This window comes from Gelidimonas denitrificans (assembly GCF_055694065.1).
The window spans coordinates 1,919,217-1,934,907 of record NZ_CM146350.1; the positions used below are offsets into that span (position 1 = coordinate 1,919,217).

Annotated in this window: 14 protein-coding genes; 8 read left to right on the forward strand and 6 right to left on the reverse strand. The window is 56.1% G+C overall.

What is annotated here, in order from left to right; genetic code table 11:
- Positions 1-18 precede the first annotated feature (18 nt).
- From FKCLFG_RS08980 to cobA, 6 genes are all read left to right on the forward strand, one after another.
- Positions 19-1,713, forward strand: coding sequence for a nitrite/sulfite reductase (locus tag FKCLFG_RS08980; RefSeq protein WP_472612751.1), 1,695 nt, complete (start codon positions 19-21; stop codon positions 1,711-1,713).
- Positions 1,706-2,239 carry a DUF934 domain-containing protein gene (locus FKCLFG_RS08985; RefSeq protein ID WP_472612752.1) on the forward strand — a complete coding sequence of 178 codons (534 nt, stop codon included), beginning with the start codon at positions 1,706-1,708 and terminating at the stop codon, positions 2,237-2,239. Before FKCLFG_RS08980 ends, FKCLFG_RS08985 begins: the two co-directional genes overlap by 8 nt.
- The gene (locus FKCLFG_RS08990) at positions 2,236-2,973 is read left to right on the forward strand and encodes a phosphoadenylyl-sulfate reductase (protein ID WP_472612753.1); all 738 of its coding nucleotides are present in this window, start codon (positions 2,236-2,238) and stop codon (positions 2,971-2,973) included. Before FKCLFG_RS08985 ends, FKCLFG_RS08990 begins: the two co-directional genes overlap by 4 nt.
- Positions 2,974-3,001: 28 nt before the next feature.
- On the forward strand, positions 3,002-3,937 hold the full coding sequence (gene cysD / locus FKCLFG_RS08995) for a sulfate adenylyltransferase subunit CysD (protein WP_472612754.1): 936 nt from the start codon (positions 3,002-3,004) through the stop codon (positions 3,935-3,937).
- A complete protein-coding gene (locus tag FKCLFG_RS09000) occupies positions 3,937-5,259 on the forward strand; it encodes a sulfate adenylyltransferase subunit 1 (RefSeq protein ID WP_472612755.1) in 1,323 nt (440 codons plus the stop codon). The genes cysD and FKCLFG_RS09000 overlap by 1 nt, the downstream gene beginning before the upstream one ends.
- A gap of 113 nt (positions 5,260-5,372) precedes the next feature.
- The gene (cobA, locus tag FKCLFG_RS09005; protein WP_472612756.1) at positions 5,373-6,080 is read left to right on the forward strand and encodes a uroporphyrinogen-III C-methyltransferase; all 708 of its coding nucleotides are present in this window, start codon (positions 5,373-5,375) and stop codon (positions 6,078-6,080) included.
- Between the two features lie 136 nt (positions 6,081-6,216).
- On the opposite strand, the gene FKCLFG_RS09010 is transcribed toward cobA, so the two are convergent.
- From FKCLFG_RS09010 to lptF, 3 genes are read right to left on the reverse strand one after another with little or no spacing between them, the layout of a single operon-like run.
- Complete coding sequence (locus FKCLFG_RS09010; RefSeq protein ID WP_472612757.1) at positions 6,217-6,597, reverse strand: sirohydrochlorin chelatase; 381 nt, start codon at positions 6,595-6,597, stop codon at positions 6,217-6,219.
- The gene (gene lptG, locus FKCLFG_RS09015) at positions 6,597-7,730 is read right to left on the reverse strand and encodes an LPS export ABC transporter permease LptG (RefSeq protein WP_472612758.1); all 1,134 of its coding nucleotides are present in this window, start codon (positions 7,728-7,730) and stop codon (positions 6,597-6,599) included. The genes FKCLFG_RS09010 and lptG overlap by 1 nt, the downstream gene beginning before the upstream one ends.
- Positions 7,727-8,857, reverse strand: coding sequence for an LPS export ABC transporter permease LptF (gene lptF, locus FKCLFG_RS09020; RefSeq protein ID WP_472612759.1), 1,131 nt, complete (start codon positions 8,855-8,857; stop codon positions 7,727-7,729). The genes lptG and lptF overlap by 4 nt, the downstream gene beginning before the upstream one ends.
- Before the next feature lie 46 nt (positions 8,858-8,903).
- Between lptF and FKCLFG_RS09025 the strand changes: the two genes are divergently transcribed.
- Together FKCLFG_RS09025 and xth are read left to right on the forward strand one after the other, a co-directional pair.
- A complete protein-coding gene (locus FKCLFG_RS09025; RefSeq protein WP_472612760.1) occupies positions 8,904-10,406 on the forward strand; it encodes a leucyl aminopeptidase in 1,503 nt (500 codons plus the stop codon).
- Positions 10,407-10,415: 9 nt separating this feature from the next.
- Positions 10,416-11,180, forward strand: a complete 765-nt coding sequence (xth, locus tag FKCLFG_RS09030; RefSeq protein ID WP_472612761.1) for an exodeoxyribonuclease III — start codon at positions 10,416-10,418, stop codon at positions 11,178-11,180.
- Between the two features lie 46 nt (positions 11,181-11,226).
- Here xth and FKCLFG_RS09035 read toward each other — a convergent pair whose 3' ends face one another.
- From FKCLFG_RS09035 to FKCLFG_RS09045, 3 genes are all read right to left on the reverse strand, one after another.
- Positions 11,227-11,814, reverse strand: a complete 588-nt coding sequence (locus FKCLFG_RS09035; RefSeq protein ID WP_472612762.1) for an isochorismatase family protein — start codon at positions 11,812-11,814, stop codon at positions 11,227-11,229.
- Between the two features lie 388 nt (positions 11,815-12,202).
- Entirely contained in the window at positions 12,203-14,092 is a 1,890-nt protein-coding gene (locus FKCLFG_RS09040; protein WP_472612763.1) for a propionate--CoA ligase, read from the reverse strand.
- A gap of 154 nt (positions 14,093-14,246) precedes the next feature.
- Positions 14,247-15,689: a bifunctional 2-methylcitrate dehydratase/aconitate hydratase gene (locus tag FKCLFG_RS09045; protein ID WP_472612764.1), complete on the reverse strand. Its 1,443-nt coding sequence runs from the start codon at positions 15,687-15,689 to the stop codon at positions 14,247-14,249.
- Positions 15,690-15,691 lie beyond the last annotated feature (2 nt).

Below are 15,691 nucleotides of genomic sequence, written 5' to 3' on the forward strand. Positions count from 1 at the left end.
ATTTTTTAAGGAACGCAGATGTATAAATACGACCACTACGATCACCAACTGGTGAAAGAACGCATCGCACAATATCGCGATCAGGTGCGGCGACGCCTGTGCGGCGAACTCACGGAAGAAGAGTTCCTCCCTTTGCGTCTGCAAAACGGCCTGTACATGCAGCGCCATGCCTACATGTTCCGCATCGCCATTCCATACGGCCTGCTGTCATCGACCAAAATGCGCAAGCTGGCATTCGTTGCCCGCAAATATGATCGCGGCTACGGCCACTTCACAACCCGCCAAAACATTCAGTACAACTGGATCAATATTGAAGATACGCCCGAGATTCTGGAACATCTGGCCAGCGTCGAGATCAATTCGATCCAGACTTCCGGCAATTGCATTCGCAATATCACTTCCGATGAATATGCCGGCGTTGCTGCCGACGAAATCATCGATCCGCGCCCGTTTGCGGAAATTCTGCGCCAATGGAGCACCTTTCATCCCGAATTTGCCTATCTGCCGCGCAAGTTCAAATTCGCTCTGAACGGTGCGCTGGAAGACCGTGCGGCAATCGCAGTGCACGACATCGGCCTCAATGTAATTCGCAGCGCCGACGGAGAAGTCGGCTTTCAGGTCATGGTCGGCGGCGGCATGGGCCGCACTCCGATCCTGGGTTCGGTAATTCGCGAATTCCTGCCGTGGCAGCACGTGATGTCGTATATGGAAGCGATTCTGCGCATCTATAACGAATACGGCCGGCGCGACAACAAGTTCAAGGCGCGCATCAAGATCCTGGTCAAGGCGCTCGGCGCGGAAGAATTTGGCCGCATGGTCGAAGAAGAATGGAGCCTCATCAAAGATGGCCCCAGCACTCTGACCGAGGAAGAACTGAACCGCGTTACCGCGTTTTTCACACCGCCCAACTACGAAACTTTGCCAGCCGTCGATGCTGCGCTGGAACAGCACAAGTCAGAAAACAAGCCGTTCTCCAACTGGATGCAGCGCAACGTCAAGCCGCACAAGGTTGCCGGCTACAGCGCGGTCGTGCTGTCGCTGAAAAATCCGGCGGTGGCGCCGGGTGACGTCAGCGCCGATCAGATGGATTTCATCGCAGATCTAGCCGATCGTTATAGCTTCGGCGAATTGCGCGTCACGCACGAGCAAAACCTGGTGCTGGCCGATGTGCGCAATACCGACCTGTTTGCACTCTGGCAAGAAGCCAAGGCACGAGGCTTGGCAACACCGAATATCGGCCTGCTGACCGATATCGTCTGCTGCCCGGGTGGCGATTTCTGCTCGCTGGCGAATGCCAAATCGATCCCGATTGCGCTCGACATCACGCGCCGTTTCAACAATCTGGATTATCTGCACGACATCGGCGATATCGAACTCAACATGTCCGGTTGCATCAACGCCTGCGGCCATCATCATGTCGGCAATATCGGCATTCTGGGAGTCGATAAGGATGGCAGCGAGTGGTACCAAGTCTCGATCGGCGGAGCCCAGGGCAATAACGCCGCTATCGGCAAGGTTATCGGGCCATCTTTTTCTGCTCACCAGATGCCGGAAGTGATCGACCGCATCATCCAGGTGTACATGCGCGAACGCATCGAACACGAACGCTTCATCGATACCGTGCAGCGTCTGGGCATTACGCCGTTCAAGGACTTTGTGTACGCCACGCCGATTAAAATCGAACAAGCAGCAGGAGAAAATGCATATGCCTAACCCGACCACACTCATCATCAAAAACAAGGCTATTGTCAGCGACGACTGGGTCGTTTTGCGTCTGGCTGAAGATCAAAGCGCCGAGACCGTCAGCGTGGCGGAAGGCCGCGTCATCGTGCCGCTGCAAGTCTGGCAAGCACAAAAAGACGTTCTGAAAAATCGCCCCGAGCTGGGAGTCTGGTTGACCAGCGGCGAGCGGCCCGAAGCATTGCAGGGCGAAGTCGATCGGTTCAGCGTGATCGCGGTGGATTTCCCGAAATTCACCGACGGCCGCGGTTACTCGATTGCCTACAATCTGCGCGCCCGCTTCGGCTATAGCGGCGAATTGCGCGCCATTGGCGACGTCTTGCGTGACCAACTGTTTTACATGCAGCGCGTTGGCTTTGACGCGTTCGCACCCCGCGCCGACCGCAGCATTGAAGATGCGCTCAAAGGATTGTTCGATTTTTCCGAAAAATATCAAACCTCCTGGGATGAAAAATCACCACTGTTTCGTCGCGCCCAACGCACCGGAGTCGAAGCGTGAGCCACAACGTAGACAATGACAATTATGACGCACTGGTTTTGGCTACCAAAGCGACACTAAGCCGCATCGCCAGCGACTTCACGCCAGCCGTGTTCGCCTCCAGTCTGGCAGCCGAAGACATGGTGCTGACCGATCTGATCCTGCGTGCCGCGCTACCGATTGGCATTTTCACGCTAGAGACCGGCCGTCTGCATGCCGAAACCCTGAACGTGATTGATCGCATCAAGGAAACCTACGGCTACGATGTGGCGCTGTATCGGCCCGAACCTGCGGCAGTGGACGCCTATGTGCAACAGAAGGGCTTGAATGCGTTCTATGAAAGCGTCGACTTGCGCAAGGAATGCTGCCACATCCGCAAGATCGAGCCATTAAGTCGCGCGCTGGCAGGCAACAAGGCCTGGGTCACCGGTCAACGACGCAGCCAATCGAGCACCCGTGCGGCACTAGACGTGCAAGAACAAGACGACGCGCACGGCATGGCTAAATTCAATCCGCTAGCCGACTGGTCGGAGCAAGACGTCTGGCACTACATTCGCAGCAACAACGTGCCTTACAATGCGCTGCACGACAAAGGCTATCCGTCGATCGGCTGCGAACCTTGCACCCGCGCCATTCAACCCGGTGAAGATGTACGCGCCGGACGCTGGTGGTGGGAAAACCCCGACACCAAAGAATGTGGCCTGCACGTCGTCGATGGCAAACTCATTCGTATTAAACCTGTATCTGCACAATAATCTGCATAAAAATTGGCATAAAAAAATCATGAATACTGCAGTTGAAAAACACTTTATAGATGCCGCCAGCAATCGCCATCTGGACTGGCTGGAATCCGAAGCGATCCACATCATGCGCGAAGTGGCGGCCGAATGCGCAAATCCGGCATTGCTGTTCTCGGGCGGCAAGGATTCTGTCGTACTGACGCGCATCGCCGAAAAAGCTTTCCGTCCCGGCAAATTTCCATTCCCGCTGGTGCACATCGACACCGGCCACAACTTTGCCGAAGTGATCGAATTTCGCGACCGCCGTGTCGCCGAGATGGGCGAACGCCTGATCGTGCGCTCGGTCGAGGGTTCGATGGAGCGCGGCACCGTGCGCTTGCGTAATCCAGCAACCGATTCGCGCAATGCCGCACAAGCCGTGACTCTGCTGGAAACCATCGCCGAATTCAAGTTCGATGCCTGCATCGGCGGCGCCCGCCGCGATGAGGAAAAAGCCCGCGCTAAGGAGCGCATCTTTTCCTTCCGCGACGAATTCGGCCAATGGGACCCGAAAGCGCAACGTCCCGAACTCTGGGACCTGTACAACACCCGCGTCCATCCGGGCGAAAACATGCGTGTGTTCCCGATTTCCAACTGGACCGAACTCGACATCTGGCAATACATCGAGCGCGAAAAACTGGAACTGCCATCGATCTACTTCGCCCATGAACGCCAGGTGATCCCGCGCAACGGACTATTAGTGCCGCTGACCGATCTGACCCCGTCCAAAGAAGGCGAAACTGTCGAGACGCAACTCGTGCGTTTTCGCACCGTCGGCGATATCTCCTGCACCTGCCCGGTCGCCTCCGACGCCGCGACTGTCGCGGCGATTATTGCCGAGACCGCCATTACCCAAATTACCGAGCGCGGCGCAACCCGCATGGATGACCAAACATCCGAAGCCTCCATGGAAAAACGCAAGAAAGCAGGTTATTTCTGATGAACGCAATCGTTTCTGAATCCGTACTGAGCGAATCGAAAAAAGAACGCGGCCTGCTGCGTTTCATCACCGCCGGTTCCGTCGATGATGGCAAGAGCACGCTGATTGGCCGCCTGCTGTTTGACAGCAAAGGCATCTTCGCCGACCAACTCGACGCCATGTCGCGCGCCAAACACAAGCGCACCGTGGGCGACACGATTGATTTGTCATTGCTGACAGACGGCCTGGAAGCCGAGCGCGAACAAGGCATCACGATTGACGTTGCTTACCGCTATTTCGCCACCCCCAAGCGCAAATTCATCATCGCCGACACCCCGGGCCATGAGCAATACACGCGCAACATGGTCACCGGCGCATCGACCGCCGACGCGGTGATTATTTTGGTGGATGTTTCCAAAGTGAAGCTGGGTGATGACGGCAGCGTTGAACTGCTGATCCAGACCAAGCGCCATTCGACCATCGCCCACTTGCTGCAAATCGAGCACGTGATCGTCGCCGTCAACAAGATGGACTTGGTCGATTATGATCAAACTGTCTATGACCGCATCGTGGCCGCCTATCAGGAATTCGCGCAGCAACTCGGACTGAAAGACATCCATCCGATCCCGCTGTCCGCTTTGACCGGCGACAACGTGGTGACTGCCGGCGACAATATGCCGTGGTACCAAGGCCCGACGCTGATCGAACTGCTGGAATCCCTGAGCGTCTACGACGAATCGCACGATGAACCGTTGCGCTTTCCGGTGCAACTGGTGGCACGCCATAACGGCCATGAAGCCAATGACTTCCGTGGCTACATGGGACGCATCGAAGCCGGCATGGTGCGCAAGGGCGGCAAACTGGTGGTGCAGCCCAGCGGCCAGAGCGCAACGGTAAAAGATATCCTGACGCTGGAAGGTTCGCTGGAATCCGCCGTAGTGGGCCAATCCGTCACCATCCTGCTCGAGGAATATCTAGACATCTCGCGCGGCGACATGCTGGCATCCGCAGAGCGTCCCGCGACCCTGCTCAAGACCGTGCAAGCCGATATTTGCTGGCTGTCGGAAGAACCGCTCGATTTGCGTCGCAAGTACTGGCTCAAGCACACCACTAAACAGGTTGCTGCCAAGATCACGAAAATAGAGACGCTACTGGATATCAACACCCAGGAAAAACGCGTCTCCGATAGCGTCAAACTTAACGATATCGCCCGCGTCAGCATCAATGTGCAGCAAGCGCTTTCCGCCGATGCCTACGATGCGATCCGTACCACCGGCGCCTTTATCCTGATTGACGAAGTCACGCATCAGACCGTTGCGGCAGGAATGATCAGGCTCGATTAAGACAGGTAGGACGGGTACAACCCGCGCTACTTCACTTCTAAAAATAACGTCGGGCTTCGGCCCGACGGCTATTTCAGTCGAAGATAATTTTCACAAACGAAAGCAAAAAAACCATGACGACACCGCAGGGAAAAGTCGTTCTGATCGGGGCCGGACCAGGTGCTGCAGACCTAATTACCGTGCGCGGCGCCCGCATTCTGGCGCAAGCCGAGGTGGTTCTGCACGACGCGCTGGTCACAGAAGAAATGCTGGCGCTGTGCCCGCAGGCGATCAAAATTTCGGTGGGCAAGCGTTCCGGCCTGCGCTCCACGGCGCAACCATTCATCAATGAACAGTTAGTGGATTGCGCCAGGCGTTATAGCCTGGTGGTGCGCCTGAAAGGCGGCGACCCGATGCTGTTCGGACGCGCCGACGAAGAGTTGCAGGCACTTGAAGCTGCAGGAATTTCCGTTGAGATCGTGCCCGGCATCACCACCGCATTTGCCGCCGCAGCGGCTTCCCAACAGCCGCTCACCAAACGCGGCATTGCCCGCAGTGTGGCTTTTTTCACCTCCAGCGCGGCACCGAACCATCCCGAACAAACCACCCTGCCCGATTGCGATACGTTGGTGCAATACATGGGTGGGCGCGAAGCCGCCGCCACCGCGCAAAAACTGCTGTCATTAGGACGCAGCGGCAGCACACCTGTCATCGTGGTCGAAAACTGCAGCCGCGAGAATCAGAAAATCATGCGTTTATGTCTGGCGGATTTGGCGCATGGGCTGCCTAGCATGGTCGGCCCGGTGCTGGTGATGATAGGACAAGCGATGGCGCGGCGTTGAATTGCATGTAATGCAATACATGCCAATGTATTTTTCATGAGCGCAATGAAACAGTGCGGAAATGGCATTGTTTTATCGCATACTCCCATCAACTTTAGAATCCTCTACACCTGCGGGAGAGAGTTTCTCGCAAGTCTTAAACCTGTGTCATAGCGCCCAGACAATACTGCGCCATTGCCTGCAACACCGACGCATCTTCGCCGACCGCGTCCACCTGCTTCAACTGTAAGCCCGGATACCGTTCGCGCAGCCCGGCCAAGAGCAGTGGCAAATCGCGCAACACATGACCGCCCTGCCCCAAAAATACCGGAACGATAGTGATGTCGCCGCATTGCGCCTGCACCAGTTGTGCCACCGCAGTAGGCAAATCAGGCTGAATAAATTCAAGATAGGCGTTGCAGACCATAATGTCCGGCTGTGCTTGCTGCGTGATCTGTTGCAGCTTCTGGAACGGCACCGCCCAGCGCGGATCGCGGGCGCCATGTGCGAACAAGACCAATGCGCGTCGTGGCTTCATCAATGTCTTTCAACCCACCATAATGCACTCAGCGCCGCCAGCAGAAACAGCGCGCTCGGCAATGCCGCAGTTGCGAACGCGGGCCATGTGTTTAACAATCCCAGATGCGAAAACAGGCTGTTGATCAGCTGAAAACTCACGCCTATCATGATCCCGGCAAAAATCTTCAGACTAACGCCGCCTGAACGAAAATGCAGATAGGCGAACGGCAAGGCCATCGCCATCATCACCAGGATCGCAAATGGATAAATGGCTTTCTTCCAGAAGGCGATTTCATAACGCTCGGTACCTTGTTTATTATCTTCCAGGTGTTTGGTATAAGCGGCAAGATCGATCGCCGACATGCGGTCCGGGTCGGCGAACAGTACCGACAGGATTTCCGGCGTGATTTCGGACACCATATCCTGACTCGGCAGTTTTTCGATCGCGACTCGGCTCGCCGCATTATCTTCAAATCCCACAGCCGGAAAGCGGGTTGACGCAACATTTTTCAAGCGCCAGATGTGCGCTCCGACATATTCGGCAGTTTCGGCCAAAATCAGCGCAGTCATGTGAAACTCGAGATCGAGTTCATAGATCTTTACGCCGCGCAACTGACCGTCAGTACGCAGTTCGCTGACATTGAGAAAGCGCGAACCGATCGGGGCGCCGCTGATGCCGTCCGACCGGATCACATCCTTGGTCCATAAGCCGGTGCGAAATCCTTGCGACAGCGACGAACCTTGAACCCGCAACTTCAGCGCCTCGGCCAACCGGGTGCTGGCCGGCACCACAAATTCACCCATCAGGAAAGTCAGCAGCACCAGAATCAGACCAATCTTGGCCAGCATCCAGCCCGCCATGACGGTCGACATGCTGGCTGCCCGCATGATGGTGAATTCGGATCGCGAGGCGAATTGCGCCAGCACATAAATAGTCCCGATCAGGGCCGCAATCGGCATCAGTTCGTAAGCGTAGCCCGGCAAACTCAGCAATACATACAGGAATGCGTGCTGCAACCGGTAACCGCCCCGCCCTATCGCCTGCAGCTCGGCGATCAGATCAAAAAACGCAAATAGCGCCAGGAAAGCGATCAGGACGAACAGTACCGAACGCAGTATTTCGACAGTAAAATAACGCTGCAGGACTTTCATTGCACGGCCCTTTCAGCGCTATTGGCATGCTTGCATCTGGACCAGATCACCAGAGGATGGAAACGGCTATTGACGTTCAGGCGCCAGGAAAACATCGCGGCAATAAGAAGCATCACAATCAAGTGGATCGGCCACCACGCCATGCCGAACGGCAATTTGTTCTGCACTACCAAGGCCTGAAAGAAGCTCACCATATTGCTATAAGTAACAAACAGCAACAGGGCGATGATCAGATTGGCCGAGCGGCCGGCGCGGGGATTGACGAAACTCAGAGGAACCGCCAGCAACATCAATAAAACGCCCATCATCGGCAGAGAAATACGCCACAGCACTTCTCCCATGTTATAGACGCTACGGTCCGCCAGCAGCGCGTTTATCGACAACGAGCGTGCAGTCTTGTCGCCCACCACGGCTTGCGTGTTCGCGGTCACCAGTACGCTGTAACGCTCAAACTCCATCAGCCGGAAATCCGGCGCACTCGGTACACCTTCATAACGCCGACCTTTGCGCATTACCAGAAATTTGTCGCCGCGCTCATCAATCTCAATCGTACCTTCCTTGGCGACCACGACGCTGTTGCGTCCGTCCTTGATGGTGTTGACGAAGACATTCTGTACGTGGCTGAGGTCGCCGGACAAGCCTTCCACAAAAAAGATACGGTTGGCCGATGCGGATTCCTGAAATTTGCCTGGAGAAACCCGCGAGATATCCTCGCGTTTCTCAAAGCGCTCCCGGAACTCTGCGCTCTGGCGGTTGGCCCATGGCGTGACCATGAAGCTCAGGAGCGCCGTCAGCAGGATGATGGGAACGCCGAAACCAAGTATCGGCCTGATCCAGCGCGTCAAGCTTAGACCGGATGCGAACCAGACCACCATTTCGGAATCCTGATACCAGCGACTGACGACCAGTTGCACCGAAATAAATCCGGTCAGGATCAGAATGATCGGCAGGTAATTCAGTGCCGAAAACCCGATCAACTGCACCACATCGGTAGATGCAACCCTGCCGCCGGCAGCCTGGCCCAGGACGCGAATCAACATCACTGTGATAGTGATGGTAAAAAGTGTCGTGAAAACGGCGCCTGCAGTACTCACCAATTCGCGTTGAAGCGCACGCTGAAAGATCATTCGAAGACTATAATTAAAAGTTGATCAAAGGACTGAGGAATTAGCCGTGGACTTTAGCATAAAAACAATCGACACAAAGAACACTCTCGACAGTGCCAAAACCAGCTGCATCGCAGTTGGCGTGTATGAAAACAGGAAACTGACGCAAGCGGCACAGGCTCTTGACCAAAAAGGCGCCATCAGCGCTGCAATGAAGTCCGGCGACATCAGCGGCAAGGCCGGTTCCACCTTGCTGTTGCGCACCCTCGATGGCGTGAGCGCAGCCAGAATTTTGCTAGTCGGCCTGGGCCTTGATGAAACCGTCAGCGACAAGAATTTCACCCAAGCGGCACAAGCAACCGCGCGTACATTCGCCACCCTGGGCGCTGGCGATGCGCTGATTGCTTTGCCACTGGACGCGGTTAAAGACCGTGGTATCGCCTGGACGATTCGCTGCGTCACGCTGGCGATGCGTGAAAACGCTTATCGTTGCGATAGTCAGAAGAGCAAACCAGAAGCAGCCCAAGGCGGCGTCAAGAAAATTGCCTTTGCCATCGACGCCACTGCTGCAACTGAAGCAAAACAAGCATTAGCGCAGAGCTTGGCTCTGGCCAATGGCATCGACCTGACCAAGAATCTTGGCAATCTGCCGGCCAACGTCTGCACCCCAACTTATCTGGCGAACACTGCTAAAGAACTCGCCAAGGATTACAAATTCGGCATCGAAGTACTCGATCACAAGCAATTGCAGGCGCTCAAGATGGGCAGCTTCCTGTCGGTCACCAACGGCAGCGAAGAACCGCCGAAATTCATCGTCCTCAAGCACATGGGCGGCAAACCAAAAGACGCGCCGACGGTGCTGGTGGGCAAAGGCATCACTTTCGACTCGGGCGGCATTTCGCTCAAGGCCGGCCCCGGCATGGATGAGATGAAGTACGACATGTGCGGTGCGGCATCGGTGCTTGGCACTTTCCGCGCGATCGGCGAAATGAACTTGAAACTCAACGTCATCGGCATCATTCCGACTTGCGAAAACATGCCATCGGGCCGCGCCACCAAGCCGGGCGACATCGTTACCTCGATGTCCGGACTAACCATCGAAGTCTTGAATACCGATGCCGAAGGCCGACTGGTACTGTGCGATGCGCTAACCTACGCCGAGCGCTTCAAACCAGCTGCCGTGGTCGACATCGCGACCCTGACCGGAGCCTGCATCACGGCGCTGGGCCATCATAATTCCGGCCTTTTCACCCGTCACGACGCCGCACACGACGCCCTTGCCGACGAATTGCTGGCCGCCGGTCGCGCCACTGGCGACACCGCCTGGCGCATGCCGATTGAAGACAGTTACCAGGAACAACTGAAGTCGAATTTTGCCGACATCGCCAATATCGGCGGCTCGGCAGCCGGCAGCATCACCGCCGCCTGCTTCCTGGAGCGCTTCACCAAGCAATACACCTGGGCCCATCTGGATATCGCCGGCACTGCATGGAAATCCGGAGCAGCCAAAGGCGCGACCGGACGTCCGGTATCGCTGCTAACTGCCTTCCTCATCAACCGGGCACAGTAAGCCGCCGGCATGAAACTAGCCACCTGGAATGTAAACTCACTTAAAGTCCGCCTGCCGCAAGTGCTGCAATGGCTTGCTGCTAACCCGGTTGATGTGTTGTGTCTGCAAGAAACCAAGCTCACTGACGATAAATTTCCGGTGGCAGAGATCGAGGCGGCCGGCTATCAGGTCGCGTTTAGCGGCCAGAAAACTTATAACGGCGTCGCTATCCTGTCGCGCCACCCGATCACCGATGTGGTCAAGAACAATCCGCTGTTTGCCGACGAACAGCAGCGCATCATCGCCGCTACCATTGAAGGCAACCGCATCGTCTGCGCCTACATCCCGAACGGGCAATCGGTCGGTTCGGATAAATACCGTTACAAGCTGGAGTGGCTGGAGGCCTTGCGCAACTGGCTGCAGCAGGAGCATCAGGTCCATCCGAATCTGGCGCTGCTGGGCGACTACAATATCGCGCCGGAAGATGCTGACGTATATGACCCGGTCGCATGGGAAGGGGAAATTCTGTGCTCGGATGCAGAACGCGCCGCATTTGACCGTTTGCTTAATCTCGGGCTGAAAGACGCTTTTCGTCTATTTAAACAGGAGCCGAAATCGTATAGCTGGTGGGATTACCGACAACTGGGATTCCGCCTCAACAAGGGCATGCGCATCGACCATATCCTGTTAAGCGAAGAGCTAGTGCAGCGCTGCAGCGCCTGCATCATCGACCGGATTCCGCGCAAATGGGAGCAACCGTCGGATCACGCGCCGGTAATAGCGATGCTGGAATGAGCATGCTGCCGACGCCGGGTTAAAACCGGGGCCGGCGCATCAAAATTTACTTGATGAGTAGGGACAAGTCCCGAAATTGCGGGTGTTTGGCGTCGCGCAGCCACTCGAACAGCACCATTTCTGTAGTGACAAGCCCAATGCCGGCAGCACGCATCCGCTCCAGCGCGGTGTGCTTGCTGATCGCGCTGCGCGAACCTACCGCATCGACCACCAATCGCACGTCGTAACCTTGCGCATGCAACTGCAAGGCGCTTTGCAGCACGCAGACATGCGCTTCGCAGCCGCTGATCACCAAGGTTGGTGCGCTGCATGGGCTCAAGCGCTGCAGCGTCTCCAAAAATGCCGGCGTGCCGCAGGCGCCGAACGTGGTTTTTTCCACGCTCTCGCCGCATAGGGCGGCAAGCCCGGGCGCAGTGTGGCCCAGTCCGAGCGGATACTGCTCGGTCGCCAGCGCCGGAATCGCCAGCAGTTGTGCCGACTGCGCCAGTATCAGCGCATTGCGCAGCACAGCCTCGCCATCCGCGATCGCCGGCATCAGCCGCTGCTGAAAATCGATTACCAGCAGCAGGCTGCTGGCTGCATTGATCAAACCAGCATCGCGGGTTGATACCGCAACAGGATTGGTAAGCGTCATCGAATATCCTCCTCAGTCATTCAAAGGGAAGCATTGTCCACCAAAGACACGAAAAGCACGAACAGGGACTGCAACCCAATGCGCCTCTAAAGAAGCAAGGAGTATCGCCATTTTCATGACATTCCTCGCATATACCTATTGCGTAAATTAAATATACCCCTCTTTACATTGGCCTATTCCAGCTGTTCAGCCAACATTGCCGGGCTTCGCTTTGCTCAACGCGAACCTATCGGGTATTTTTAAAATTCGCATATTTTATATGCGTAAAATTGCATATTTTTTAGCATACCCCATGTTTTTAACATATGCGATGGGATGGCATCATGTTACTCATGCCACCCCTTTTGTGTGCTTTTCGTGGACATTGTTTCTGCCACTAAGAACACAATCAGCTGCCGAGCGCGCCCTCGATCTGTTTCAGCGAAGTCGGGTCTTCAATCGAAGACATATCGCCCGGATCGCGCCCTTCACAGATGGCCTGGATCGAACGCCGCAACAGTTTGCCGGAGCGCGTCTTCGGCAGCTGGGCAATGAAATATACGCGGGCCGGCCGGGCCACCGCACCTAACTGGCGATCGACCACGCCCATGATTTCTTTTTCCAGCACTTGCTGCGCCTGCGCTGTGTTGGCCGCTGCCGGATTTTTCAGGATCACGAAGGCGACGGCAACCTGCCCCTTGAGCTTGTCTTCGATGCCGACCACGGCGACTTCCGACACATTGGCATGACTGGAAATGCTTTCTTCGATTTCCCGCGTGCCCAGCCGGTGGCCGGCGACATTGATCACGTCGTCGGTGCGGCCAAGGATGAAGTAGTAACCGTCCGCATCGCGAATGCCCCAGTCGAAGGTCGAATACACATGTTTGCCATTCAGCACGCTCCAGTAGGTGCTGGCGTAGCGCGCATCGTCGCCATACACGGTCTGCATGCAGCCCGGAGGCAGCGGGCCTTCGATCATGACCACTCCTTTTTCGTTGGCGCCGCATTCCTCGCCGGTGGTTTCATTGAACAGCTTGACGTTAAATCCCGGGGTCGGAATGCCGGGACTGCCGAGCTTGGTCGGCATGTCTTCGTACCCCTTGGCGATTGACAGGATCGGCCAGCCGGTTTCGGTCTGCCAGTAATTGTCGATGATGGGCACGCCCAAGGCGTCCGAAATCCAGGCCGAGGTGGTTTCATCCAACGGTTCGCCAGCCAGATACAGCGCCTTGAGCGAAGACAGGTCGTATTTCTGCATGAATTCCTGCGGCTGCTTCTTTAGCACCCGCACCGCAGTCGGGGCCGAGAACATCCGCGTAACCTTGTATTTCTCGACGATGCTCCACCAAATGCCGGCATCCGGCATGGTTGGCAAGCCTTCATACATGATGGTGGCCATGCCGGCGATCAGCGGGCCATAGACGATGTACGAGTGACCGACCACCCAGCCGATATCGGAAGTGGCAAAGTAAGTCTCGCCCGGATTGCCGCAGAAAATATTCCGCATCGAAGAAGCCAGTGCGACTGCGTAACCGCCGACATCGCGCTGCACTCCCTTGGGCTTGCCGGTAGTGCCGGAGGTATACAGGATGTAGGATGGATCATTCGATTCCAGCCAGGTCACTGGCACCTGCGAATCCAGGTGTTGCGCGCGCAACGCTGCGTAATCGACATCACGCCCTTCCACCAAGTTCATAGGAGCCAGCTTGCGATCAACCAGCAGCACCTTGCCCGGCTTGTGGGTGGAAAGCGTAATCGCTTCATCCAGCAAAGGCTTGTAAGGGATCGGCTTGCCGCCGCGGGAACCGGCGTCGGCAGACACGATCAGCTTCGGCTGCGCATCTTCGATCCGCGTGGCCAGGCTATGGGCCGCGAAGCCGCCGAACACGACCGAATGAATGGCGCCGATGCGGGCACAGGCCAGCATGGCAAAAGCGGCCTCGGCGATCATCGGCATGTAAATCAACACGCGGTCGCCCTTGCCCACGCCCAGCGTTTGCATGATGGCGGCCATGCGGCTGACTTCATCTCGCAATTCAGTGAAGGAATAGACTTTCTCGGTTCCGGTTTCGGTCGAAATCGCGATCAGCGCGGCCTTGTCGCCTTGGGTGGCAACCCAGCGATCGACAGCGTTGTGGCACAAATTGGTCTTGCCGCCAATAAACCATTGGGTGAATGGCGGTTTTGAATAATCGAGCACTTCCGAGTACGGCTGCTGCCAGTCAATCAGCTTGGCTTCGCCATCCCAGAATGCTTGCGGTTGTTTAATCGAATTTTTATAGATATCTGCGAAACTCATGATTCCTCCGAATTTCCAACCGCTTGCGGACCAAGCGAGTACTTGGAAATATTATTTTAGCGGCAACAATTTACCGGGCACTTACCACAAACGAAAAAGCAATAAAAAAAGTAAAGAAAAAATGTCAGTACGCCTGTTATCCGGTAGCGGGCTATCAGATCACGTACAAATCAACATATTCATGCACCGGCATCGCCTCCAGTGCAGCCTGGTCGAGCGAGATGTCGAGGATGGCTTTTTGTTGTTTGGCCGGGAACTGGCGTGCCAGATTTATCTTGAACTTGGCTTCCAGCAGCGGGATGCCATCGGTGCGGCGACGTGCGTGGCCGATCGGGTATTCAACCACGACTTCATCGAACTTGTTGCCGTCATTGAATTCAACCGTCAACGCATTGGCAATTGAACGCTTTGCAGGATCGTGGTAATCGACGGTGAAAGCCGGATCTTCAACGCAGATGATCTTGTCGCGCAATACGTCGATACGTGGATCGGCAGCGACATTGTCTTCGTAATCGGAAGCGGTCAGACGACCTAAAATCATTGGCATCGCAACCATGTACTGGATGCAGTGATCGCGGTCGGCCGGATTGTGCAGCGGACCTTTCTTGTCGATGATGCGGATGCAGGCTTCGTGGGTGCGGATCGTGACCTGCTTGATATCCTCAACCGATTTGCCGGCTGCCTGCAATTGCGCGTGCAATGTCATGCCGGCTTCAACCGCGGTTTGCGAGTGGAACTCGGCCGGGAACGAAATCTTGAACAGCACGTTTTCCATCACGTAGGAACCGTATGGGCGCTGGAATTTGAACTTGTTGCCTTTGAACAGCACATCGTAGAAACCCCAAGTCTTGGCCGACAGCACCGATGGGTAACCCATTTCACCGGTTTTTGCCATCAAGGCCAGGCGCACCGCACGCGATGTCGCGTCGCCTGCAGCCCATGATTTGCGCGAGCCGGTGTTCGGTGCATGACGATAGGTGCGCAGCGACTGGCCATCGACCCATGCCAGCGATACCGCACTGAGGATTTCGTCGCGGGACAAGCCCATCATTTCAGCCACAACAGCAGTCGAGGCAACCTTAACCAGGACAACGTGATCGAGGCCGACTTTGTTGAAGGAATTTTCCAGCGCGATGCAGCCCTGGATTTCATGCGCCTTGATCATGCCGGTCAACACCGATTTCATGGTTAGCGGCTTCTTGCCGGCAGCAATTGCATTGCGTGACAGCCAGTCAGCTGTCGCCAGAATGCCGCCCAAGTTGTCCGATGGGTGACCCCATTCGGCAGCCAGCCAGGTGTCGTTGAAGTCGAGCCAGCGGATCATCGCGCCGATGTTGAACGCGGCTTGCACCGGATCGAGCTGGAATTGGGTACCAGGCACTTTGGCGCCGTTCGGCACGATCGTGCCCGGTACGATCGGGCCCATCAGTTTTTTGCAGGCTGGATATTCCAACGCTTCCAGGCCGCAACCAAGCGTGTCGATCAGGCAGTTGCGTGCTGTTGTGTACGCAACGCTGGAATCGATCTTGTAGTTCATCACGTAATCGACGATGTCGACCAGGACCTTGTCCCAGTCGGGGCGTTTGGCGGATTTCATAT